The sequence below is a fragment of the Shinella zoogloeoides genome (genome assembly GCF_033705735.1).
In the GTDB taxonomy this organism is placed as follows: domain Bacteria; phylum Pseudomonadota; class Alphaproteobacteria; order Rhizobiales; family Rhizobiaceae; genus Shinella; species Shinella zoogloeoides_A.
In genome coordinates this window covers 133,302-156,062 of the sequence record NZ_CP131131.1, presented here as the reverse complement: position 1 = coordinate 156,062, position 22,761 = coordinate 133,302, and the positions used below count along the sequence as shown (strand labels likewise).

Below are 22,761 nucleotides of genomic sequence, written 5' to 3'. Positions count from 1 at the left end.
CTGCGCAGGCCGCCGCGGGCCCGAACGTCAGCCGGCGCGGTAGCGATAGAAATGCATGCGCGTGTCGCCGAAGGTGCGAACCTCCAGAAGGTCGTAACCATCGACCGCGGCAGGCTGAATATCGGCGCGCTCCTCGAGGATCGCAAGGGCGCCGTCGACCAGCCAGCCACCGCGCCGGGCGGCATCGAGGGCGCGCTCGCCGAGGCCCTTGGCATAAGGCGGATCGGCGAAGAGGAAATGGAACGGCTCCATCGTGCCGATGCCGCCGAGCGCCGTCGCATCGCGCCGGAAGATCTTGGCGCGGCCGATCGCGCCCAGCGCCTCGATATTGGAATGGAGAAGCCCCCTGCCCTCGACGCCCTGCTCGACGAAGAGTGCCGCCCGCGCGCCGCGCGACAGTGCCTCGAGGCCGACGGCGCCGGTGCCCGCGAAGAGATCGAGCACGCGCGTGCCGTCGAGCGCCTCGGGATAGGCATGCGACAGGATGTTGAACAGGCTTTCGCGCGTGCGATCCGTCGTCGGACGGATATCGTCCGACTTCGGCGTTACGAGCGAACGGCCGCGAAACTCTCCGCCGACGATCCGCACGATGCGTTACTTTCCCTTGCCGCGCGGACGGCCACCACCCGCTGGACGACCGCCACCGGGCTTGCCACCGGCCGGGCGCCCGCCCGGCTTGCCGCCGAAGGACTTGCCGCCGGGTTTTCCGCCGAAAGGCTTGCCGCCGTCACGGCGCGGCGGACGATCCGAGAAGGACCGCTCGCCCTCTGCGCGGGGCTTGCGGTCGCCACGGGCCGGACGATCACCGAAGGAGCGTTCGCCTTCCGCGCGCGGCTTGCGCTCGCTGAAGGGACGGTCGCCACGCGGCGGGCGATCACCGAAACCGCGCGGGGCGCGTTCGTCGCCGGCACCGGAGCGCTTGCGGCCGAAGCCGCCGCGTCCGCCCTCGTCGCGGGCCTCCGGCTCGGAGGCGCGGATCCACTCACCGTCCTCGTCGCGGGTTTTCAGGATACGCGGCTTTTCCGCCCGGTCATCGCCGGGGCGGCCGCGGGCCGGGCCCTTGCGGTCCGGATCGAACTTCTTTGCCGAACGGGTCAGCGTACCGTCGGCCGAGCGGCCGTAGCGCTTGCCCTTGGGCGCGCCTTCGGGACGTTCGCGCGTTTCACGCTTCCCGCCCTCGGCGCTTTCCGCCTTCTTTTCGGCGACCGGACGGGCGCCGGGCGCCATCCAGACATTGGACTTGCGGGCGCGGGTCGCCGGCTCGCGCTTCGGCTTGCTATCGAAGCGGTCGTCATCGCGGTCCCGATCACGGGGGCCGCCGCGCGGCTTGTCGCCAAAGCGATCGTCGCGCTTCGTGTCGAGGCGGGCACGGGCATTCTCGCGCCGGTCGCCGGGCTTTTCGCGGCGCTCGGCCGGCTTCTCGTTCCAGGCGGGCGCTTCACCGCGGCTCTTCTTCGCCGGCTTCTCCTCCGCATCCTCCGGGACGTGGTCGAAGAGCGGCGCATCGAAATTGGCCTTGGCGTCTTCAATGAGACGCGGGCCGAGCTGGTCGCGCAGCGTGCGGCCGCGGATTTCCTGGGCGTGACCTTCCGGCAGCTCGCCGAGCTGGAACGGGCCGTAGGAGATGCGGATCAGGCGGTTCACGTCGAGCCCGAGCGCGCCGAGCACATTCTTGACCTCGCGGTTCTTGCCTTCGCGCAGGCCCAGCGTCAGCCAGACGTTGGTGCCCTGTGTCTTGTCGAGCGTCGCGTCGATCGCGCCGTAGAGCACGCCGTCGACGGCGATGCCTTCCTTCAGCTTGTCGAGATCGGCCTGCTCGATCTTGCCGTGGGCGCGCACGCGGTAGCGACGCAGCCAGCCGGTCGTCGGCAGTTCCAGGATGCGGGCAAGGCCGCCGTCATTGGTCAGCAGCAGCAGCCCCTCGGTGTTGATGTCGAGGCGGCCGATGGACATGACGCGCGGCAGGTCTTCGGGAAGATTGTCGAAGACGGTCGGGCGGCCTTCCGGGTCGGCATTCGTCGTCACGAGGCCGGCCGGCTTGTGGTAGAGCCAGAGGCGTGTACGCTCGATACCGCGCACCGGCATGCCGTCGACCTCGATGCGGTCGGCGAAGGTGGCGTTGAGAACCGGGCTTTCCAGCACCGTGCCATTCACGCTGACACGGCCTTCCATGATCATGCGCTCCACGTCGCGGCGCGATGCGACGCCGGCGCGGGCCAGAAGCTTGGAAATGCGCTCGGGCGCGAGCTCGGCACCGGCGGAGGCGGCCGGCGCGGGCTTTGCCGCACGGGGGGCCGGCCGGTCGTCACGCGGGGCGGACTTTCCGGCGAAGGGCTTTGCCCCCGGCTTCTTGCCAGCGGGCTTGCCCTCGGCAAAGGATTTCCTGCCCGCGGTCGCCGATGCGGCGCCACGCGGCTTGGTATCGCGGCCCGAGGGCTTGCCGCCCGGCCGTTTTGGCTTGTCTTTGGATGTCATTTGTGCTGCCTGCGTTTTGCCGTGTCCTATCAGGTCAGGCGTCCGGGGTTAAGAGGAATTCGTGCCGCGCATGACAAATCGCTTCATGGACATCGCGCTCGAGGAAGCCCGGGCCGCCGGCGCGCGGGGCGAAGTGCCGGTCGGCGCGGTTCTGGTGCTCGACGGCGCCATCATCGCGCAGGCGGGCAACCGCACACGGGCGGAGAACGACGTGACCGCCCATGCCGAGGTTGCCGTCATCCGCGAGGCCGCCCGAAAGCTCGGGCAGGAGCGGCTGACGGGCGCCGACCTCTACGTGACGCTGGAGCCTTGCACGCTTTGCGCTGCCGCCATTTCCTTCGCCCGCATCCGACGCCTCTACTATGGCGCGGAGGACCCGAAGGGCGGCGCGGTGGAAAGCGGCGTGCGCTTCTTCGCCCAACCCACCTGCCACCACGCGCCGGACGTCTATTCCGGCATCGGCGGCACCGCGGCGGCGGATATCCTCAAGGATTTCTTCAAGGAACGGCGGGAAAGCTAAGCGTTTTCAGCCTTCGGCGAAGCGCTTCAGCCGGTCGCCCGTCAGGCGGTAGCGGACCCATTCCTTCTTCGGCTCGGCGCCGACCGTCTCGTAGACGCGGATCGCCGGCTCGTTCCAGTCGAGCACGCTCCATTCGAAGCGGGCGCAATCCTCCGCGACCGCGACGCGCGCGAGATGGCGCAGCAGCATCTTGCCGACACCGGCGCCGCGATGGGTGGGCGTCACATAGAGGTCTTCGAGATAGAGGCCGTTCTTCGCCTGCCAGGTGGAATAGGTCTTGAACCAGACGGCGGAGCCGGCCGGCTCGCCCGCCTCGGTCTCGCAGATCGCCGCGAAGCTCACCGAGCCTTCGCCGAACAGCGAGGTCGCGACGGTCTCTTCCGTCGCGGCGACTTCATCGAGGGCGTTTTCGTAATCCGCCAGCTCGCGGATGAAGCGCAGGATGATCGCGGCATCAGCCGCGGTCGCCGGACGAATTCGATAGGCGGTCATTCGTCAGAAAGGCCACCAGGAGGAACCCGACTGCTTGGCGGCCTTGGCCTCCTTCTTGCGGCGGCGTTCCTTCTGCTTCTCGGGTTCGCCGAGATCGGCCTGCGCCTCTTCCGGTAGCTTGCGATATTCGACCGGCGGATCGCTCAGGTAGCGGCGCTTGTCGGAATAGGCGCCCTGCTGCAGCCGGCGGGCTTCGCGGTAGGCCTGCGTCTGCTCGGCACTCGAAAGTTGCTTCGACGTCGTATGCTGGTTGGCGAGCGGCGAGCGGTAATGCGGATCGTTGGCGTTCGCATCCGCCTCATCACGCAGGCGCTCGCGCATGTCCTCGGGATTCTCCAGCCATTCCGGATTATCCTTGGAGGATACCGATTGCTGCGGGTTGGCCAGCGCCATCTTGTCCTTCGGCACGACGAGGCCGCCGCGCGGCTGGTAGCGGATTTTCTTGGCGTCCTTGTTATCCGGCTGGATCATGACGGCATTGCCGAGGTCCTCCACCAGCTGCTCGCCGGCGGACTTGTCCGTGCCGTAGGTCGGGCCCATGCAGCCGGTCAGAAGGAGGCTGCCGCCGAGGAGCCCGAGAAGGCCGGTACGCACCCGAATATTTCGCGTCATTCCCATGAATACCCTTCCAGCAGAGCCGGTACGCCGAATACCTGTGACACGGCAAAAGTCCGCCGTGCCATGGCGGAACAATCCGACCATTTTCAGGCAGCATTACCGGATGACGTCCTCAAGCGCAATTCATCCGGGCAAATCGACGGCCGGAAAGCACCGGCCGTCAACAGGCACGCCCGTCAGGCGGCGCGGCGGAAGCCGATCTCGCGGAGCGCCGCGGCATCGCGCGCCGAAACGTCCGGGTAATCCGCATCCGAACCGACATCGGTCGTGATGCGCCAGGAACGGGCGCACTTGGTACCCTCGGCCAGCTTCGGCTCGACGGAGACCTTGGCGACTTCGGCCAGGCGGAAGGCATCAGTCGGGCCTTCGCCGGCGACGACCGTGATGGCCGAGGTGATGCAGATTTCCGCGAAGTCCTGACCTTCCAGCGCCTTCAGAAGCTCCGCATCGCCGACATGGACAACGGGAGCCGCTTCCAGCGAGGCGCCGATGCGCTTTTCGCGGCGCTCGATCTCCAGCGCGCCGGTGACGACCGAGCGCACGTCGCGGATCTTCTCCCACTTGGCTTCCAGCGCATCGTCGCGCCATTCGGCCGGCACCGCCGGGAACTGTTCCAGATGAACCGAAACGGCATCCGGCTTGCGTGACAGCCATGCCTCTTCCATCGTGAAGGGCAGCATGGGCGCGAGCCAGGTGACGAGGCACTCGAACAGCTTGCGGATGACCGAGAGCGCGGCGCGGCGCTTCAGCGAGGACGGGGCGTCGCAATAGAGCGCATCCTTGCGGATATCGAAGTAGAAGGCCGAGAGCTCGACATTCGAGAAGTCGATGAGCGCGCGGGCGATCTTCTTGAAATCGAAGGCGTCGTAGCCCTCGCGCACCACACCGTCCAGCACGGACAGCCGGTGCAGCATCAGCCGCTCCAGTTCCGGCATGTCGGCAAGGGCGATCTCCTCGCCCGTGTCGTGCGCCAGCGTGCCCAGCATCCAGCGCACGGTGTTGCGCAGCTTGCGGTAGGCGTCGATGTTCGTCTGGATGATCGTCTTGCCGAGGCGCTGGTCTTCCCAATAGTCCGTCGTCATGACCCAGAGGCGCAGGATGTCGGCGCCCGATTCCTTCATCACGTCCTGCGGCGAGACGACGTTGCCCTTGGACTTCGACATCTTCTCGCCCTTCTCGTCCATGGTGAAGCCATGGGTGACGACGGCGTTATAGGGCGCGCGGCCGCGCGTGGCGCAGCTTTCGAGCAGCGAGGAATGGAACCAGCCGCGATGCTGGTCCGAGCCTTCGAGATAGACGTCGGCGGGCCATTTCAGGTCCGGGCGATCTTCGAGGGTGAAGGTGTGCGTCGAACCCGAATCGAACCAGACGTCGAGGATGTCCATGACCTGCGCCCAGCGGGCCGCGTCATGCTCCTTGCCGAGGAAGCGTTCCTTGGCGCCTTCGGCGAACCAGGCATCCGCGCCTTCCTTCTCGAAGGCTTCGAGGATGCGGGCGTTGACGGCGTCGTCCACCAGCACCTCGCCGTTCTCGTCGGCGAAGATGGCGATCGGCACGCCCCAGGCTCGCTGGCGCGACAGCACCCAGTCCGGGCGGCCCTCGATCATGGCGCGCAGGCGGTTCTGGCCGGCGGCGGGCACGAAGCGGGTGTCGTCGATCGCCGAAAGCGAGCGCGAGCGCAGCGTGGTGCCATCGCCGAGTTCCTTGTCCATATAGACGAACCACTGCGGCGTGTTGCGGAAGATGACCGGCTTCTTGGAGCGCCAGGAATGCGGATAGGAATGCTTGAGGCGGCCGCGGGCGAAGAGCATGTTCACGGCGATCAGCGCCTTGATGACGCGCTCGTTGGCATCGCCCTTCTTGCCGTTGTCGTCCATGACGCGCGCGCCCTCGAAGCCGGGGGCATCGGTGGTGTAGAAGCCGGCGTCATCGACCGGGAACGGGATCTTCGAGGAGATGCCGCGCGCTTCCAGCTCGCGAGCCTTCGCCGTCCAGGCGTCGAAGTCCTCGCGGCCGTGGCTCGGCGCGGTGTGCACGAAGCCCGTGCCGGCGTCGTCGGTGACATGGTCGCCATCGAGCAGCGGAACGGGGAACGTGTAGCCGAGGCCCTTCAACGGATGGGCACAGGTGATGGCGGCCAGTTCCTCCGGCGCGACGTCGCGCACGAACTTGAACGTCAGCTTCGCCTTGGCGGCGGCCTCGTCGGCAAGGCGCGTCGCGAAGATCAGCTTCTCGCCGGGCTGCGGGCCGAAGTCGTTCTGCGCGCTTTCGACCTCGTAGAGGCCATAGGGATAGCGCGAGGAGAAGGCGATGGCGCGGTTGCCGGGGATCGTCCAGGGCGTGGTCGTCCAGATGACGACGAAATTGTCCTTGAGATCGGCCGGGCCTTCGACGACCGGGAACTTCACCCAGATCATGTCGCTCTCGACATCGGCATATTCGACCTCGGCCTCGGCCAGCGCCGTGCGCTCGACGACCGACCACATGACCGGCTTGGAGCCGCGGTAGAGCTGGCCGCTTTTCGCGATCTTCAGGAGTTCACCGGCGATGCGGGCTTCCGCATGGAAGTTCATCGTCGTGTAGGGCTTCTCGAAATCGCCCTCGATGCCGAGGCGCTTGAACTCCTCGGTCTGGATCTTGATCCAGCCGGCGGCGAAGTCACGGCATTCCTGGCGGAATTCGTTGACCGGGACCTCGTCCTTGTTCTTGCCCTTCTCGCGGTACTTCTCCTCGATCTTCCATTCGATCGGAAGGCCGTGGCAGTCCCAGCCGGGGACGTAATTGGCGTCGTAGCCGCGCATCTGGAACGAGCGGTTGATGACGTCCTTCAGGATCTTGTTCAGCGCATGGCCGATATGGATGTTGCCGTTGGCATAGGGCGGGCCGTCGTGCAGCACGAATTTCTCGCGGCCGGCGGCGGAGGCGCGCAGCTTCTTGTAAAGCTCCATCTTCTGCCAGCGGGCCACCGTTTCCGGCTCCTTCTGCGGCAAGCCGGCGCGCATCGGGAAATCCGTCTGCGGCAGATAGAGGGTGGACGAATAATCGACTTTTTCAGGTGTATCGGTCATGGATATGGCTATCGTCTCGTCGCGCGGGTTTTCGCGCATGCGGGGGAATATCTGTCATCTGCACCGGCGATGACGGCGGGGGCGCTGTCAAAAACGCCCGAAATCCCGGACCTTCCGGCCTCGCTCAGAGCGCGCGGAAGGCCGGGCCACTAATTCGCAGGGCGATGGTCGGCCGGTGGAGCATCATGCGCGCGGTCTTACGGCCTTTTGGGCGTTTTGAAAAGACGGCGGGCGTATATTTGGGGGGCCGCTTCCGGCTGCCCCTCATCCGGCCTGCCGGCCACCTTCTCCCCGCAAGCGGGGCGAAGGGATATGCCGCGCCGATTTCCCCAAATCTTCATCGTTGCGTTGGGCTAGTCCCCTCTCCCCGCTTGCGGGGAGAGGGTTAGGGTGAGGGGCAACGCCAAGCCCACAAACCTCAGAAACAGAGCCGCCGGTCGATGGGCCCGAGCGGCCGCACGCCGGACAGCAGCGCCCGCGCCTCCTCCTCGTCGCGCTTCATCTGCACGACGAGCGCATCGAGGCCGTCGAATTTCAGCTCGTCGCGCAGATGGCCGAAGAAGGAGACGGCGGAGACTTCGCCATAGAGATCGCCGGAGAAGTCGAAGAGGAAGGTTTCGAGCAGCGGCGCGCCGTTGGCATCGACGGTCGGGCGGCGGCCGTAGCTGGCGACGCCGTCGTGGAGGCTACCGTCGGGGCGGCGGAAGCGCACGGCATAGATGCCGTTGCGCAGCTCCACTTCGGGCGGAAGCTGCATGTTGGCGGTGGGGTAGCCCAGCGTGCGGCCGAGTTGCTTGCCGCCGATCACCTCGGCCTCGACCGTGTAGCGGTAGCCGAGCTGGCCGGCCGCTTCCGCGACCTGCCCTTTGCCGAGCAGCGCGCGGATGAAGCTGGAGGAGATGACCGAAGCGTTCTCGTCGCGGAAGGCATCGACCAGCGTGACGCCGAAACCGTTCTCCTCGCCGGCGGCCATCAGGAAGGCGGGCCCGCCTTCCCGGCCCTTGCCGAAATGGAAATCGAAGCCGGTGACGACCTCGGAGGCGTGCAGCCAGTCGAGAAGGATGCCACGGATGAAGTCATGGGCCGAGATTTCCGAGAAACCGCGGTCGAAGGGATATTCGATGACGGCGGAAAAACCCATGCCTTCGAGAATGCGCGCCTTCAGCGGTGCAGGCGTCAGGCGGAAGACGGGATGCTCGGGGCGGAAGACGGTGCGCGGATGAGGCTCGAAGGTGAGGACCAGCGCCGGAACACCGCGCTCGGCCGCGATGTCGAGCGCCCGCTGCAGCACCGCCTGGTGGCCACGATGCACGCCGTCGAAATTGCCGATGGCGATGACGCCGCCGCGCAGGTGCTCCGGCAGCGGCTGTTTCGTCTCGTTCCTGTGAAATACCGTCATGACGACCGTCTCCGTCCGGTCACTGCAACCGGGGCATCCACCACTTCGGGTGGGCGTTCTCGCGGGAAAGGAAGGCGGCGAGCCTGCCCTCGTCCGTCACGCCGCCCTCGACATAGTGCTGGGCATGGATGCCGCCGGAAATGTAGAGAACGTCGAGGCCGTAGCCTTCGGCGCCGCGCACGTCGGTCGGCATGCCGTCGCCGATGGCGATCACGCGGGACATGTCGAAATCGCCGCGCACCGCGCGCGCCTCGGCCAGCGACTTCTCGTAGATCGGCCGATGCGGCTTGCCGGCGATGCGGGTCGCGCCGCCGAGCTCCTCATAAAGCTGCGCGAGCGCGCCGGCGCAGATGATGAGCTTGTGGCCGCGCTCGACCACGAGGTCCGGATTGGCGCAGATGAAGGGCAGCTTGCGCGCGGCAAGTGCCGAAAGCTCCGCGCGGTAATCCTCGGCGGCCTCCACCTCGTCGTCGCGCAGGCCCGCGCAGACGATGGCGGCGGCGGCCTCCAGCCCGACCGGCTCGACATGCAGCCCGTCGAGCAGCGGCATGTCCTTGTCGGCGCCAATGAAATAGATCTTCTCGGGACCCTCGGCGATGAGGGCGCGGGTAACGTCGCCCGAGGTGACGATGCGGTCATAGGCCTCGTCCAGCACGCCCAGCCCGCGGATCTGCACCTTCACGCCCGGATGGGGACGCGGCGAATTGGTGATGAGCACGACCGTCAGGCCGGCGGCGCGGGCCTCGGCCAGCGCCTCGGAGGCGTAGGAGAAAGCCTCGACGCCATTGTGCAGGACGCCCCAGACGTCGCAGAGCACCACGTCGTATTGCGAGGCGATGTCGCGGAAGGATTGGATGCGTTGAGCCATCAGGGTTTTCCATGTCGAGGTCGAGCCCGGCTGACATTGCAAAGCGACGCCAAGAAAACAAGCCTCTTCCCGCAATTTTGCCCCATCCACAGGGAAACGGTCGAAATTTCATATGCCTGCCTTGATGACATGCCAAAGCGCTCCCATCTGCCGGCTGCGGTAACCATTCCGGCCGAAATAAATTCGCGGCGTCGTTCTTGACTCGAAACCCGCCGCCGCCTATCTCGGCATCGCTAGCACTCCTGAATGGTGAGTGCTAACATCAATCCATCGGATCCGTTTCGTGATCCGCAATGTCATTCGATCGAGGGATAAGACAATGGCAAGCACCACCTTCCGCCCGCTTCACGATCGCGTCGTCGTTCGTCGCGTCGAGTCCGAAGCAAAGACCAAGGGCGGGATCATCATTCCGGACACCGCCAAGGAAAAGCCGCAGGAAGGCGAAGTCGTCGCCGTCGGCTCCGGCGCCCGTGACGAATCCGGCAAGGTCGTCGCGCTCGACGTCAAGGCTGGCGACCGCGTTCTGTTCGGCAAGTGGTCGGGCACCGAAGTCAAGCTCGACGGCGAAGACCTTCTGATCATGAAGGAAGCCGACATCATGGGCATCATCGGCTGATCTGCCGATAACCCTTTTCCAATTCAGCTGATATCTCTTCAGGAGTTCTCACAATGGCAGCCAAAGAAGTAAAGTTCGGCCGCACCGCGCGCGAAAAGATGCTGCGTGGCGTCGACGTCCTCGCAGACGCCGTGAAGGTAACGCTCGGCCCGAAGGGTCGTAACGTCGTCATCGACAAGTCCTTCGGCGCTCCGCGCATCACCAAGGACGGCGTTTCCGTCGCCAAGGAAATCGAACTGGAAGACAAGTTCGAGAACATGGGCGCCCAGCTCGTTCGCGAAGTCGCTTCCAAGACCAACGACATCGCCGGTGACGGCACGACGACCGCAACGGTTCTCGCCCAGGCCATCGTTCGCGAAGGCGCCAAGGCTGTTGCCGCCGGCATGAACCCGATGGACCTGAAGCGCGGCATCGATCTCGCCGTCGCAGAAGTCGTCAAGGATCTCCAGGCCAAGGCCAAGAAGATCAACACGTCGGAAGAAGTCGCACAGGTCGGCACGATCTCCGCAAACGGCGAAAAGCAGATCGGTCTCGATATTGCCGAAGCCATGCAGAAGGTCGGCAACGAAGGCGTCATCACGGTTGAAGAAGCCAAGACCGCCGAAACCGAACTCGAAGTCGTCGAAGGCATGCAGTTCGACCGCGGCTACCTGTCGCCCTACTTCGTGACCAACCCGGAAAAGATGGTCGCCGACCTCGAAGACGCTTACATTCTCCTGCACGAGAAGAAGCTCTCGAACCTCCAGGCCATGCTGCCGGTTCTCGAAGCCGTCGTCCAGACCGGCAAGCCGCTGGTCATCGTCGCTGAAGACGTCGAAGGCGAAGCCCTCGCGACCCTCGTCGTCAACAAGCTGCGTGGCGGCCTCAAGATCGCTGCCGTCAAGGCTCCGGGCTTCGGCGACCGCCGCAAGGCCATGCTCGAAGACATCGCCATCCTGACGGGCGGCACGGTGATCTCCGAAGACCTCGGCATCAAGCTCGAAAACGTCACGCTCGACATGCTCGGCCGTGCGAAGAAGGTTTCGATCTCCAAGGAAAACACGACGATCGTCGACGGTGCCGGCCAGAAGGCCGAAATCGAAGGCCGCGTCGCGCAGATCAAGGCCCAGATCGAAGAAACCTCCTCCGACTACGACCGCGAGAAGCTGCAGGAACGCCTTGCCAAGCTCGCTGGCGGCGTTGCCGTCATCCGCGTCGGCGGCTCGACAGAAGTCGAAGTCAAGGAAAAGAAGGACCGCATCGACGACGCCCTCAACGCGACGCGCGCTGCCGTTCAGGAAGGCATCGTACCGGGCGGCGGCGTAGCCCTGCTCCGTTCTTCCACGAAGATCTCCGCCAAGGGCGAGAACGACGACCAGGAAGCCGGCATCAACATCATCCGCCGCGCCCTCCAGGCCCTCGTTCGCCAGATCGCGGAAAACGCAGGTGACGAAGCTTCGATCGTCGTCGGCAAGATCCTCGACAAGAACGAAGACAACTACGGCTACAACGCCCAGACCGGCGAATACGGCGACCTGATCTCGCTCGGCATCGTCGACCCGGTTAAGGTTGTCCGCACGGCCCTGCAGAACGCAGCTTCGGTTGCCTCGCTGCTGATCACGACGGAAGCCATGATCGCCGAGCTGCCCAAGAAGGACGCTCCGGCTATGCCGGGCGGCATGGGCGGCATGGGCGGCATGGACATGATGTAAGACCTTCGGGTCTTGCATCTGAGCCAAACCGGTTCAGTTCGGAAAGGGCGGTCTTCGGGCCGCCCTTTTTGCTTGCGGGTTTCTTGCCGAAGAAATTTTCCAACCGTGCAATAATTGACAAAAAAGCCGTTGATGGTAGCAAAAAACTAACTATAACAACGCCCCAAGTGAACTTTAAAGATTCACCCGGGGTTCAGGTGCTGGTTTTCGACACGATCGGTCGGCTGTGCTGCCAGAATTCCCTCAGTCCCATGAAGCCGCTGCAAGCTCCGGAGGGAGCCCGCCGCGGTTTTCGCGCGTACGTCCGATCCGAAGATCACAGGAACCGGGCGCAGTTCAGTACATGAGAAAGTGGTTCGGCGGGCTTCGAGAGGAATGTCAGCCGGATTTTTCGTTTTCAACATGTCACGCTCGGCGAGCGGATGTGCGGATCAAATTCGAGCGGCTGCCGTGGGGTCGTAAGTGTTCAAGATAATCAAGACCGATCTCTCGTCGCCTTTCCTGCCGGGTTCGATGGACTTCGACGAAGCGGACAACGAACTGCTGACGCAATATTGCGTGACGGAGCGCTGGACCGGCGACCTTTCCAACGGCCTCTTCATGCTCGGCGAAAAGGCCGCGCAGGCGCATGGCCTGCCGCTGCGCCCCTGCGGGCTGCTCAACCTCATCCGTTGCTACGAGCCGCTCGACCGCACGCGCGTCCTGGAACTTTTCGAGCAGGCCGCAGCCTCCTCGTCGTCCTTCTGCTTCTCCACCACGATCCATGTCGACGGCGCGCCGCGCCAGCCGGTATTCTGCGTCGGGGAATCGACGGGACTGGAAGAGAAATACGCCGGCAGCATCATCGGCGTCTTCATCTTCCCCCGCTTCCAGATCGACCTTGCCGGCCGCCGCTTCCGGCGGCAGTAGGCAGGAACCGAAAGACCAGCCGCTTCAGGCGGCTTCGCTGGCCGTTCCGCCGGGACGGATGCGTTCGACCGGAACCGGACGGCCAAGGAAATAGCCCTGCGCCTCGTCGCATCCTTCGCTGAGGAGGATGTCGAGCTGGCTGCGCGTCTCCACGCCTTCCGCCAGCACCGGCACGCGCAGCGTCTGCCCGAGCGCGAGGATCGCGCGGATGATCGCCTTCGCCTCGGGGCTCGCCTCCACCTCGCTCATGAAGCTGCGGTCGAGCTTGATCTTGTCGAAGGGGAAGGCACGTAGCGTTTCGAGCGAGGAATAGCCCGTGCCGAAGTCGTCGATGGCGATGGTGACGCCGAGGGCCTTGATGCGGCGCAGCGTGTTGAGGGCGCGCTCCTTGTCGCCGATGATGGTCGATTCGGTGATCTCCAGCTCCAGGCGGTGCGGGCTGAGGCCGGTTTCCTGCAGCACGCGCTGGACGAGATCGGCGACGTCCGCATTGCCGAGCTGGACCGGCGACAGGTTGACCGCGATCTTGTGGTCGCTGTTCCAGGTCGCGGCCTCGCGGCATGCCTCGCGCAGCACCCATTCGCCGACCGGCAGGATGGCGCCGCATTCTTCCGCGATCGGGATGAACTCGCCCGGCGGAATGGTGCCGCGCACGGGATGGTGCCAGCGCAGCAGCACTTCGTAGCCCACCGTCTCGCCGGAATTCACCGCCTTCTGCACCTGGTAGTGAAGCTGCAGCTCATTGCGCTCGACGGCCTGCCAGAGGTCGTTGGCGATCAGGCGGCGGCTGCGGGCGGCCTCGTCCATCGACACTTCGTAGAAGCAGACGGTCTCCGTCAGCGCGTCCTTGGCGCGATACATGGCAAGGTCGGCATTGTTGAGCAGGGCCTCGATATTGTCGGCATCCTGCGGATAGATCGCGACGCCGAGGCTCGCGCCGGGCTTGATGTCGTAGCCGTCGATGCGGATGTCCTCGGTGAGGCAATTTTCGAGGCGCTGGAGGAAATCGGTAAGGTCCGACATGTCCTCGAACCGCTTGGCGGCGGCGAATTCGTCACCGCCGAAGCGGGCCACCGTCTCGTCGGCCCCGAGGCAGGCCTGCATGCGCCGCGAGAGCGTCGCGAGGACCTCGTCGCCCGCCGCATGGCCGCGCGTGTCGTTGACTTCCTTGAACTTGTCCAGATCGATGCCGATAGCGGCCACCTTGCCGCCCGATCGCCGGGCGGAATCGAGATCGGCCTCGAGCCGGTTGTTGAAGCTTGCGCGGTTCGGCAGGCCCGTCAGCCCGTCATGGCGGGCGAGGAAGGAGATCTGCTCTTCCGAACGCAGGCGCTCGGAAACGTCCTCATAGGTCGCCACCCAGGCGCCGTCCGGCAGCGTGCGGTAGCGCAACTGGACCGATACGCCGCTCTGCAGCTTTTCGACGATCACGCCGCCATCGTTCGCCTGGATCGCGGCGCGGCGGCGGGCGTAGGCATCCCGCGCCTTGGTCTGCCAGACATCGGGATCGGCATAGATATCGGCGACACCCTGCTCGACAATCTCGCGCAGGGTCATGCCCGGCCGGATGCGATCGCCGGGGAAGCCGAAGATTTCACTGTAGCGCCGGTTGGCAAGAAGCAGGCGCTCGTCCTTGTCGAACAGGCACAAGCCCTGCGACATGTTCTCGAGCGCAAGATCAAGGTTCTTCGTCACTTCGGCCAGCCGGTCGGCATCGGCCTTCTCCCTGGTGACGTCCTTGCTGATCTTGGCGTAGCCGACCAGCACGCCGCCCGCATCGTGGATCGGATCGAGCACGACATTTGCCCAATAGCGCGTGCCGTCCTTGCGATAGCGCCAGCCCTCGCCCTCATACTTGCCTTCCTCGCGGGCGATGCGCAGAGCGCGTTCAGGCGCACCCGCCGCGCGATCCTCCTCGCCGTAGAACTGCGAGAAATGCCGGCCGACGATCTCCTGCGCCTTGTAACCCTTGTGGCGCTCGGCGCCCTCGTTCCAGTTGGCGACGCGGCCTTCCGGGTCGAGCATGCAGATGGCGTAATCCTTGACGCCCTGCACGAGCATGGCGAACTGGCGGGTGCTCTCCGTCGCGGTCAGCTCGGCCTGCCGGGCGAAGACGGCGGCCGTCAGGCCGGTGAAGAGCAGCGAGAAGGCCACCACCGCGATCAGCGGCACCATCAGGCCGGTCGAGATCAGCGTGTCGTCGCTCACCGGCATCAGGCCCGGCTGGAAGGTCACGGCGGTCATGGCGGTGAAATGCAGGGCCACCACGCCGAGCGCCATCAGCACGGTCGCCAGCGCCCTGTCGCGCACGCGCTGCTGCGGACGCATGCAGACGAGAAGCGACAGCGCGCCGAAAAGGCCGGCACAGACGACCGAGACGGCGACATAGACGGCATCCCAGCCGAGCGTGCCCGGCAGTTCCACCGCGCTCATGCCGATGTAATGCATGGAGGTGATGCCCGCGCCGAGCAGCAGGCCGCCGGCGATGACGGCGGCGCGGCCCGCGACATAGGTGGCAAGCGCGAGACCCGCCGTCGTCACGACGATGGCGACGCCGAGCGAAATCAGCGTCAGCTTCATGTCGTAGCCGATGACCATGCCGGGATCGTAGGCCAGCATCGCGATGAAATGGGTCGCCCAGATGCCGAAGCCGCTCGACGTGCCCGCCGCGCCCAGCCAGAGATTGCGCGCCCTGCCTTCGGCGACCCACGCCCTCTGCGCCAGCGTCACCGCGACATAGCAGGACAGGAAGCAGATGAATGCGGCAAGCACGACGAGACGAAGATCGTGCTCGACGACGATGCAGTTGAGAATGCGCAGCATGGGAACACCGGGCGGGAGGGCAAGATGGCACCACAGAGCCCGGCAACCTTAAAGACTTTGTGAATCGGCCCCGCATCCCGGCGGATTCCTGCCCGCCCGTATCCATTCGTGCTTAACAAATATCAAAACGGCCAACCGGCTGGTTTGCCACGGCAATTCCGCTCAACCCCGGATTTCAGAGCGTCAGGGCCTTGAGGTCCGCAGCCGGGTCTTCAAGCGCCGCCCTGTCCGGCGTGCGGCCCATCTCGATCAGCTTCTTGCCGACCACATAGGCTTTCGCATCGTTGACCGCGTCGACCGCGATCAGCCTGCCATCGCGGAAGTACCAGACGGAAACGCTGCCCTCGCGTTGGCCGGGCCGCACGAGGGTATCGTCGAAGCCCATGCAGAAACCGGCGATCTGCAGCTTCACATCATACTGGTCGGACCAGAACCACGGCTTCGGCACATAGGGCGTATCGCCACCGGCGATGACGGCCGCGGCGGCCTCCGCCTGGTCGACGGCGTTCTGCACGGATTCCAGCCGCACGCGATTGCCTTCGAAGGGCAGGACGGTGCAGTCGCCCATGGCGAAGATCGCGGGATCGGACGTGCGGGCATGGGCATCGACGACGATGCCGTTGGCGACCTCCAGCCCGGCATCGCGGGCGAGCCTGTCGTTGGCCGCCACGCCGATGCCCGCGATCACCACGTCCACCGGCAGCACGAAGCCGTCGGAGAGCTCCGCGCCGGTGACGCGGCCGTTTTCGCCGAGAAGGCGGACGAGGCCGGTCTTCTCGCGCACATCGACGCCGCGGGCGGCGTGGATCGCCTTGAGGATCGTCGCCGTCGCGGGCGATGCCACGCGGGCGAGGATGCGGTCGGCCATCTCGATGACGGTGACATGCAGCCCCCTGCCCCGCGCAACCGCCGCCGCCTCGAGGCCGATATAGCCGCCGCCGACGACGAGCGCCCGGCGACCTTCCTGCATTTCGAGGCCGAGGCGGTCGGCATCGCGATAGTCGCGCACGGTGAAGACGCCGTCGAGGTCGCCGCCGATCTCCGCCGGCAGGCGGCGGGGCGTCGCGCCGGTGGCGAGCGCCAGGAATTCATAGTCGAGCGTCGAGCCGTCGCTGAGCGTCACGCGCTTTGCCGCGCGGTCGATGGCGGTGACCTCCGTCGACAGGCGAAGGTCGACGCCGTTGTCGGGATACCAGCTTTCCGGCCGGAACATCAGGCGCGAGAGGTCTGCCTCGCCGAGCAGGTATTTCTTGGAAAGCGGCGGGCGCTGGTAGGGGTGGCTCGCCTCGGCGGCGACGATGGTGATCGGCCGCTCGTCCTTCAATGCACGCAATTTGGCAACCAGGGCAAATGCGGCCTGGCCGCCGCCCGCTACAACCAGTCTTCCCGTCACGATATTTCCGTCCGTCCTTGTTTTCACCGAGACGTAACCCGCCCGGCCACGCGGCGTCAACGCACCGCAACCGCGCGGGCTATGCCGGCGTCAGGGCTTCGCAGGAAGTTCCAGGCCCTTCTGCGCCGCCGGGCGGGCAAGGCAGCGCTCCAGCCAGGCCATGACGGCGGGGAAGCCCGCATAATCCAGCACCTCGCGCCCGCCATAGAAGACATCCGCGCCGCGCACCCACGGGAAGGTCGCGATATCGGCGATGGTATATTCGTCGCCCATGATCCATTGCCGATCCTTCAGGCGCTCTTCCAGCACGGAAAGCAGGCGCTTCGATTCGTCCCTGTAGCGTTCGACCGGATAGGAATTGTTGGCGACCTTTTCGGCGGCGAACTTGTGGAAATGACCGAACTGGCCAAACATCGGCCCGATGCCGCCCATCTGGAACATCACCCAGCACAGCATCTCGTAGCGCGCGGCGGGATCGGCCGGAATGAGCTTGCCGGTCTTCTCCGCGAGATAGACGAGGATCGCGCCCGATTCGAAGAGGCCGATCGGCTTGCCGCCCGGCCCGTCCGGATCGATGATCGCGGGAATGCGGCCGTTCGGATTGAGCGACACGAATTCCGGCGACTTCTGCTCGTTGCCACCGAAATCGATGCGGTGCGGCTCATAGGCGAGGCCGAGCTCTTCCAGCGCGATCGACACCTTCACGCCATTCGGCGTCGGCAGCGAATAGAGCTGGATGAGATCGGAATTCCTGGCGGGCCATTTCTTCGTGATGGGGAAGGACGACAGGTCGGACATGGGAACTCCTTGCGGGTGGGAGTTCATAGATAGGGCAGGCCGCCGGGCGATGTCAGGGTGGCGTGGCGGGAAATTTGCGAAGGGTGAGGGTGCCAGCCCCTCATCCGGCCTGCCGGCCACCTTCTCCCCGCAAGCGGGGCGAAGGAGACGTGTGGGACCGGTTTCCCGCCCCTCGGCGTGTTTCCGTCAAGCTTGCCTGCGATGGGACGGAAAACGGTGCGGCACACCCCTTCTCCCCGCCTGCGGGGAGAAGGTCGCGGCAGCGGGATGAGGGGCAATCCAGCCCCTACAGCGCCCCGCGCACCCGCTCGATGATCTCCGCCACCACCGCATCGCCCTCGTGCTCCGGCTTGCGCGCACGCACGAGGCAGGCTTCCGATTTGAGGATCACGCCGTCGGAGAGGATCTTCAGGTGGTTGGCGACAAGCGTCGAGCCGGTCGAGGTGATGTCGACGATGATGTCGGCCGAGCCGGAGGCCGGCGCGCCTTCCGTGGCGCCGAGACTTTCGACGATGCGGTAGAGCTGGATGCCGTGATTGCCCGAGAAGAACTGCTGCGTCAGCCGCCAGTATTTCGTGGCGATGGTCAGGCGCCGGCCGTGGCGGGCGCGAAAATCCGTGGCGACGTCGCCAAGATCGGCCATGGTGTCGACGTCGAGCCAGATCTCCGGCACGGCGACCACGACATCGGCATGGCCGAAGCCGAGGCGGGCGCAGAACTCGACGCGGGCATCGGCCTCCGCCAGTCTCTCGCGCACGAGATCCTCGCCGGTCACGCCGAAATCGACGGTGCCGTTGGCGATCTCGCGGGAGATCTCGGAAGCAGAGAGGAAGGCGATCTCGATATCGTCGCGCCCCTCGACACGGCCGCGATAGGAGCGGTCGTTGCCGACGGCGGCGACGGTGAAGCCGGCGCGGGCGAGGACGGCCGAGCTGTCCTCCTTCATGCGGCCCTTGGAGGGAAGACCGATGGTGATGGTCATGCGGCGGCTCCCCCGGCGCTTGCGATACGGTCGAGCCAGAGCGAGAAGCCGACGGCCGGGATGCGTTCCTTCGCGCCGAGCAGCGTCAGCAGCCGGTCGAACCGGCCGCCGCCGACGAGCACCGATGTCTCGCCGGCCGGCGTGATCTCGAAGACGAGGCCGGTATAATAATCGAGCGGACGGCCGAAGGCAGCGCGATAGATGATCGTCGCCGGATCGACGCCTGCTTCGCGCAGCGCCTTAACGCGGGCGTCGAAGCGCTCCAGCGCCGCGCCGAGCGAAAGGCGGGCCTTTTCCGCGAAGGCGGCGAGCGCATGCGGCGCGTCGGCAAGGCTCAGCTCCAGCGCCAGGAATTCCTTGAGCAGCGCCAGCGTGCGGCTGTCGAGCCGCGTACTCGCCAGTTCGCGCTTCTCGCGCAGGCGGCGGGCGATGTCGGTGGGGCCGCGGCTGGCATTGGTGGAATAGCCGGTCGCCTCCATCGTCGCGTCGATATGGGCGATCAGCTTCGCCTCGTCGTCGAGGATGCCGAGGCGGGCAAGGCGCTCGACCTCCGGGCCGAAGACGCCGGACGGGGCGGGATCGGACAGGTCGGCGATCAGCTTCTGCAATTGCGCCGGATTGCCGAAGGCGTGGATGAGGCGCTTCTGCCAGCCGGCCGGCAGGCCGCAGGCGGCGACGACCGCCTCGAAAATTCCCTGGTCGCCGAGCGTCACGGACAGCGCCATGTCGGGAAGCCGGTTGCCGATGACGTGGAGCGCATCACGCACGATGCGCGCGTCGGCGCGGGCGATATCCGGCTCGCCGAGATCCTCGATGCCGGCCTGGTAGAATTCGTTCGCGCCGTCGCGGCGCTGGCGGAAGACCTCGCCGAGATAGGAATAGCGCCGCGGCGTGCCCGTCGCCGTCTCGATGTGGCGAAGGCAGACGGGAATGGTGAATTCCGGCCGGAGGCACAGGCTCTTGCCGGTCTCGCTCTCCGTCATGAAGATGCGGCGGCGCAGGTCCTCGCCCGCCATGTCGAGGAAGGGTTCGGCCGGCTGGATGACCGGCGTGTCGACGCGCTGCGTGCCGAGCCCTTCGAGGTCGGCGACGAGATCGGGCGCGAAGGCGGGAAGGTTCGTCAGGGGCATGGGAAACGCTCCGGGCGCGGGGCGGCAAGTCCCCCATTGCCTGCCGGCATCTCCCCCACAAGGGGGGAGAAAGATAAAGGCTTGCTCACCGTCTCAAATCGAATTCGCAGGGTGCGGCACAGTAAGCCCCTCCCCCTTGTGGGGAGGGGTTGGGGAGGGGTCTTCCACACGCCCATCACCCCTGCCGCGCCCGGTCTTCGGCCTGCGCGTCGAGGATTTCGCGGACCTTCGCAACCAGATCGGCCTCCGGTACGGAAACCTGCGCGACGCGCGCTTCGCGCCAGGCGATGTTGTCCTCGATCTCGCCGGAAAGGCGCTTGCCCTCGATCAGGTCCTTGATCTGCACGAGGCCTTCCGCGCGCTCGTCGCCGCCCTGGATGATGGCGATCGGTGCGCCGCGGCGGTCGGCATATTTGAGCTGGTTGCCGAACTTCTTCCAGTTGCCCTGATACATCTCGGCGCGGATGCCGGCGGCGCGCAGCTCCTGCGTGAAGCGCTGGTAGCGGCCCATGCTCTCGATGTCGCCGTCCATGACGGTGACGAGGACGGGCGCGACCACCTCCTCCTGACCGAGCTTGCCGAGGTTCTTCAGCGCCGTCATCAGGCGCGAGACGCCGATGGAGAAGCCCGTCGCCGGCACCGGCTGGCCCATGAAGCGGGAGACGAGGCCATCGTAACGGCCGCCGCCGCCGACCGAGCCGAAGACGACCTTCTCGCCCTTCTCGTTGGTGACGGCGAACTGCAATTCGGCCTCGAAGACCGGGCCTGTGTAATATTCGAGGCCGCGCACGACCGACGGGTCGATCCTGATTCGGTCTTCACCATAGCCAGCATCTTGGAATATGCGAAGCATGGTAAGAAGTTCGCCGATCCCTTGGGCCCCGACGGGATTACCACGGCAAGCTACATTTGCGTTTAACAACGCCATCAAGCTAGGGTTTTGAGATGGTTTTCCGAAAAACTGTGCAAGTCCTATATCATTGTGACCACGAAGAACATCATCCCAATTGGTTATGATCTGATCCGGACTTCCTTCAAAGTAACCAATTGTACCATCTTCTTTAGTGTAACTGCATCTATAAGCATTTCCAGGAGCGAAAATCGACAATAACACGTCTGCTTGAGCTTCATCTAACCCAACGCCTTTTGTAAAATCACCGCTTTCGTCCCGTCTCCCCACTGTCAAAAGTAACTTGACGCCTTGAAAACCAAATTTATCAAATTTATCCAGAGATCTAAGTGTTTCAACTCGTTTAAATTCAGGAACGGACGCAGCCTCCAGCACGCCGTCGAGAACCTTGCGGTTGTTGACGCGGATGACGTAGTCGCCGCGGGTGATGCCGAGCGCTTCCATCGTGTCCGACATCATCATGCACATCTCGGCATCGGCCTGCACGCCGGCCGCGCCGACCGTATCGGCATCGAACTGCATGAACTGGCGGAAGCGGCCCGGACCCGGCTTCTCGTTGCGGAAGACGTAGCCCGCGCGATAGGTGCGGTAGGGTAGCTGGATCTCGTTGAAATTCTCCGCGACATGGCGGGCGAGCGGCGCCGTCAGGTCATAGCGAAGGCTCATCCACTGGTCGTCGTCGTCCTGCAGCGAGAAGACGCCCTCGTTCGGCCGGTCGCTGTCGGGCAGGAACTTGCCGAGCGCGTCGGTATATTCGAAGAGCGGCGTTTCGACCGGGTCGAAGCCGTAATGCTCGTAAACCTCGCGGATCTTCGCCGTCATCTCGTTCACGGCGCGGATGTCCGCGGCGTCGCGGTCGACGAAGCCGCGCGGCAGGCGGGCTTTCAGCTTCTGGGGCTTTTTCTGCTTTTCGCTCATCGGGATACCCGAAATTCCGTATTTCCGTTGCGGTTTCCCTAGCGGATTGAAGGGGCAGCGGCAAGGGCGCAGGTGCTTGCAGGGGGGGGGCAGGCGGGGCATCCTTATACGCACCCCTTTTCTTTTGCGCGGCGTGCACCTATCTCTCCTGCCATGAGACAGGTCCTCTTCGTCCTCGCCATTCTGGGCGCCGTCCTTTCCGGCTGGGTGCCGGCGGTCGCCGCGACGATGACGGTCGCGCAGCCGGCCGGGATGCACGCCATGCACCACATGGCCGGCGAGGATGGCGGCGGAGAGCATGGCAAGGCGAAGCCGTCCGCGCATCCTCTCGCCTGTTCGGCCTGTTTCGCCATCGAAGCCGCCCGGCTGGAGCCGATCGGCCGCAATCTCGACATTTCGAGCCCGGTTTCCGCAGCCACGCCGCAGCTGGCCGGCCTTGCGCTTCCCCCGCTCGATCCCCCTCCCCGGTCCTGAAAAGGCTTGATTCTGTTCCGGGGTGCTCGCACCCCGACCATCAACCGTATTCAGAACTGGAAATCATCATGAACGCAAAGAACATGCTTCTCGGCGCGGCCCTCGCGCTTACCTTCACCATGCCCGCAATCGCCCAGGACGCCGCCGATCATTCCGGCCATCAGGGCATGACGATGGGCGAGGCCGCGGGCGACCAGAGCGCGTCCACCAAGGCCTTCGTCGACGCCAATGCGAAGATGCACAAGGGCATGGAGATCGAATTCACCGGCAATGCCGATGTCGATTTCGTGCGCGGGATGATCGCCCACCACCAGGGCGCCATCGACATGGCGAAGGTCGAGCTGGAACACGGCAAGGACCCAGCCATCCGCAAGCTCGCGGAAGACATCGTCAGCGCCCAGGAGGGTGAGATCAAGATGATGGAAGAGTGGCTGGCCAAGAACGCCAAGTGAGCCAATAGGGAGGCCCGCCGCAAGGCGGGCCTTTTCCGCAAAGGCAGTCGTGGACCCTCGGGGCAAGCCGGGTGAGGCCGGAAAGCGCGGATCGCCTTGCGGCACGGCATGCGGAGCCGCCCGAGGACGCCCGTTCATCCTGCGCGCTCATCGTCGCGCCTGGCCCGAAGGCCCACGCCGCATGGCATGACCGCCATGCAAGCCCGTCGAACAGATCCTCCGCCG

19 protein-coding genes are annotated in these 22,761 nt (G+C 65.4%); 6 read left to right on the top strand and 13 right to left on the bottom strand.

Annotation, left to right across the window (positions count from 1 at the left end; all coding sequences use genetic code 11):
* Window positions 1-27: 27 nt before the first annotated feature.
* Both rsmD and ShzoTeo12_RS18170 read right to left on the bottom strand, forming a co-directional pair.
* Window positions 28-588 carry a 16S rRNA (guanine(966)-N(2))-methyltransferase RsmD gene (gene rsmD, locus ShzoTeo12_RS18175; protein ID WP_318913372.1) on the bottom strand — a complete coding sequence of 187 codons (561 nt, stop codon included), beginning with the start codon at window positions 586-588 and terminating at the stop codon, window positions 28-30.
* 6 nt (window positions 589-594) lie between these two features.
* On the bottom strand, window positions 595-2,475 hold the full coding sequence (locus ShzoTeo12_RS18170; protein ID WP_318913370.1) for a pseudouridine synthase: 1,881 nt from the start codon (window positions 2,473-2,475) through the stop codon (window positions 595-597).
* A 70-nt stretch (window positions 2,476-2,545) separates the two neighbouring features.
* On the opposite strand from ShzoTeo12_RS18170, the gene ShzoTeo12_RS18165 reads away from it, so the two are divergent.
* Window positions 2,546-2,995 carry a nucleoside deaminase gene (locus tag ShzoTeo12_RS18165; RefSeq protein ID WP_318913369.1) on the top strand — a complete coding sequence of 150 codons (450 nt, stop codon included), beginning with the start codon at window positions 2,546-2,548 and terminating at the stop codon, window positions 2,993-2,995.
* A gap of 6 nt (window positions 2,996-3,001) precedes the next feature.
* On the opposite strand, the gene ShzoTeo12_RS18160 is transcribed toward ShzoTeo12_RS18165, so the two are convergent.
* From ShzoTeo12_RS18160 to ShzoTeo12_RS18140, 5 genes are all read right to left on the bottom strand, one after another.
* The gene (locus ShzoTeo12_RS18160; protein ID WP_318913367.1) at window positions 3,002-3,487 is read right to left on the bottom strand and encodes a GNAT family N-acetyltransferase; all 486 of its coding nucleotides are present in this window, start codon (window positions 3,485-3,487) and stop codon (window positions 3,002-3,004) included.
* A gap of 3 nt (window positions 3,488-3,490) precedes the next feature.
* A complete protein-coding gene (locus ShzoTeo12_RS18155) occupies window positions 3,491-4,105 on the bottom strand; it encodes a hypothetical protein (RefSeq protein WP_119254431.1) in 615 nt (204 codons plus the stop codon).
* A gap of 176 nt (window positions 4,106-4,281) precedes the next feature.
* Complete coding sequence (gene ileS / locus ShzoTeo12_RS18150; RefSeq protein WP_318913364.1) at window positions 4,282-7,173, bottom strand: isoleucine--tRNA ligase; 2,892 nt, start codon at window positions 7,171-7,173, stop codon at window positions 4,282-4,284.
* 418 nt (window positions 7,174-7,591) lie between these two features.
* The gene (locus ShzoTeo12_RS18145; RefSeq protein ID WP_318913362.1) at window positions 7,592-8,572 is read right to left on the bottom strand and encodes a bifunctional riboflavin kinase/FAD synthetase; all 981 of its coding nucleotides are present in this window, start codon (window positions 8,570-8,572) and stop codon (window positions 7,592-7,594) included.
* Between the two features lie 19 nt (window positions 8,573-8,591).
* A complete protein-coding gene (locus tag ShzoTeo12_RS18140; RefSeq protein WP_318913361.1) occupies window positions 8,592-9,440 on the bottom strand; it encodes a TIGR01459 family HAD-type hydrolase in 849 nt (282 codons plus the stop codon).
* A gap of 319 nt (window positions 9,441-9,759) precedes the next feature.
* On the opposite strand from ShzoTeo12_RS18140, the gene groES reads away from it, so the two are divergent.
* The 3 genes from groES to ShzoTeo12_RS18125 all read left to right on the top strand — a co-directional run bounded on the left by groES (window position 9,760) and on the right by ShzoTeo12_RS18125 (window position 12,656).
* Window positions 9,760-10,056, top strand: a complete 297-nt coding sequence (groES, locus tag ShzoTeo12_RS18135) for a co-chaperone GroES (protein WP_119254427.1) — start codon at window positions 9,760-9,762, stop codon at window positions 10,054-10,056.
* 53 nt (window positions 10,057-10,109) lie between these two features.
* Window positions 10,110-11,747 carry a chaperonin GroEL gene (gene groL, locus ShzoTeo12_RS18130; RefSeq protein WP_119254426.1) on the top strand — a complete coding sequence of 546 codons (1,638 nt, stop codon included), beginning with the start codon at window positions 10,110-10,112 and terminating at the stop codon, window positions 11,745-11,747.
* A 462-nt stretch (window positions 11,748-12,209) separates the two neighbouring features.
* Window positions 12,210-12,656, top strand: coding sequence for a hypothetical protein (locus ShzoTeo12_RS18125; RefSeq protein ID WP_119254425.1), 447 nt, complete (start codon window positions 12,210-12,212; stop codon window positions 12,654-12,656).
* Window positions 12,657-12,680: 24 nt separating this feature from the next.
* Here the strand turns inward: ShzoTeo12_RS18125 and ShzoTeo12_RS18120 are convergent, their stop codons facing one another.
* The 6 genes from ShzoTeo12_RS18120 to ShzoTeo12_RS18095 form a co-directional block, all read right to left on the bottom strand.
* Window positions 12,681-15,479, bottom strand: coding sequence for an EAL domain-containing protein (locus ShzoTeo12_RS18120; RefSeq protein ID WP_318913355.1), 2,799 nt, complete (start codon window positions 15,477-15,479; stop codon window positions 12,681-12,683).
* Between the two features lie 175 nt (window positions 15,480-15,654).
* On the bottom strand, window positions 15,655-16,872 hold the full coding sequence (locus ShzoTeo12_RS18115) for an NAD(P)/FAD-dependent oxidoreductase (RefSeq protein WP_318913353.1): 1,218 nt from the start codon (window positions 16,870-16,872) through the stop codon (window positions 15,655-15,657).
* A 90-nt stretch (window positions 16,873-16,962) separates the two neighbouring features.
* Window positions 16,963-17,670, bottom strand: a complete 708-nt coding sequence (locus ShzoTeo12_RS18110; protein ID WP_318913352.1) for a glutathione binding-like protein — start codon at window positions 17,668-17,670, stop codon at window positions 16,963-16,965.
* Window positions 17,671-17,956: 286 nt separating this feature from the next.
* Window positions 17,957-18,652, bottom strand: a complete 696-nt coding sequence (hisG, locus tag ShzoTeo12_RS18105; protein ID WP_318913351.1) for an ATP phosphoribosyltransferase — start codon at window positions 18,650-18,652, stop codon at window positions 17,957-17,959.
* Window positions 18,649-19,782 carry an ATP phosphoribosyltransferase regulatory subunit gene (locus ShzoTeo12_RS18100; protein ID WP_318913350.1) on the bottom strand — a complete coding sequence of 378 codons (1,134 nt, stop codon included), beginning with the start codon at window positions 19,780-19,782 and terminating at the stop codon, window positions 18,649-18,651. Before ShzoTeo12_RS18100 ends, hisG begins: the two co-directional genes overlap by 4 nt.
* 175 nt (window positions 19,783-19,957) lie before the next feature.
* On the bottom strand, window positions 19,958-21,610 hold the full coding sequence (locus tag ShzoTeo12_RS18095; RefSeq protein ID WP_318913349.1) for a HisS family protein: 1,653 nt from the start codon (window positions 21,608-21,610) through the stop codon (window positions 19,958-19,960).
* Between the two features lie 153 nt (window positions 21,611-21,763).
* Between ShzoTeo12_RS18095 and ShzoTeo12_RS18090 the strand changes: the two genes are divergently transcribed.
* Window positions 21,764-22,084 carry a hypothetical protein gene (locus tag ShzoTeo12_RS18090; RefSeq protein WP_318913348.1) on the top strand — a complete coding sequence of 107 codons (321 nt, stop codon included), beginning with the start codon at window positions 21,764-21,766 and terminating at the stop codon, window positions 22,082-22,084.
* A 68-nt stretch (window positions 22,085-22,152) separates the two neighbouring features.
* Entirely contained in the window at window positions 22,153-22,536 is a 384-nt protein-coding gene (locus ShzoTeo12_RS18085; RefSeq protein ID WP_318913347.1) for a DUF305 domain-containing protein, read from the top strand.
* Window positions 22,537-22,761: the final 225 nt, after the last annotated feature.

Excerpts from the sequence above, each read along its gene's own strand:
- ShzoTeo12_RS18100 (WP_318913350.1), bottom strand. The coding sequence starts at position 19,782 with ATGCCCCTGACGAACCTTCCCGCCTTCGCGCCCGATCTCGTCGCCGAC.
- ShzoTeo12_RS18120 (WP_318913355.1), bottom strand. The coding sequence starts at position 15,479 with ATGCTGCGCATTCTCAACTGCATCGTCGTCGAGCACGATCTTCGTCTC.
- groES (WP_119254427.1), top strand. The coding sequence starts at position 9,760 with ATGGCAAGCACCACCTTCCGCCCGCTTCACGATCGCGTCGTCGTTCGT.
- ShzoTeo12_RS18145 (WP_318913362.1), bottom strand. The coding sequence starts at position 8,572 with ATGACGGTATTTCACAGGAACGAGACGAAACAGCCGCTGCCGGAGCAC.
- ShzoTeo12_RS18160 (WP_318913367.1), bottom strand. The coding sequence starts at position 3,487 with ATGACCGCCTATCGAATTCGTCCGGCGACCGCGGCTGATGCCGCGATC.
- groL (WP_119254426.1), top strand. The coding sequence starts at position 10,110 with ATGGCAGCCAAAGAAGTAAAGTTCGGCCGCACCGCGCGCGAAAAGATG.
- ShzoTeo12_RS18090 (WP_318913348.1), top strand. The coding sequence starts at position 21,764 with ATGAGACAGGTCCTCTTCGTCCTCGCCATTCTGGGCGCCGTCCTTTCC.
- ShzoTeo12_RS18095 (WP_318913349.1), bottom strand. The coding sequence starts at position 21,610 with ATGAGCGAAAAGCAGAAAAAGCCCCAGAAGCTGAAAGCCCGCCTGCCG.
- ShzoTeo12_RS18110 (WP_318913352.1), bottom strand. The coding sequence starts at position 17,670 with ATGTCCGACCTGTCGTCCTTCCCCATCACGAAGAAATGGCCCGCCAGG.
- ShzoTeo12_RS18165 (WP_318913369.1), top strand. The coding sequence starts at position 2,546 with ATGACAAATCGCTTCATGGACATCGCGCTCGAGGAAGCCCGGGCCGCC.
- ShzoTeo12_RS18085 (WP_318913347.1), top strand. The coding sequence starts at position 22,153 with ATGAACGCAAAGAACATGCTTCTCGGCGCGGCCCTCGCGCTTACCTTC.
- ShzoTeo12_RS18170 (WP_318913370.1), bottom strand. The coding sequence starts at position 2,475 with ATGACATCCAAAGACAAGCCAAAACGGCCGGGCGGCAAGCCCTCGGGC.
- hisG (WP_318913351.1), bottom strand. The coding sequence starts at position 18,652 with ATGACCATCACCATCGGTCTTCCCTCCAAGGGCCGCATGAAGGAGGAC.
- ShzoTeo12_RS18155 (WP_119254431.1), bottom strand. The coding sequence starts at position 4,105 with ATGGGAATGACGCGAAATATTCGGGTGCGTACCGGCCTTCTCGGGCTC.
- ileS (WP_318913364.1), bottom strand. The coding sequence starts at position 7,173 with ATGACCGATACACCTGAAAAAGTCGATTATTCGTCCACCCTCTATCTG.
- ShzoTeo12_RS18140 (WP_318913361.1), bottom strand. The coding sequence starts at position 9,440 with ATGGCTCAACGCATCCAATCCTTCCGCGACATCGCCTCGCAATACGAC.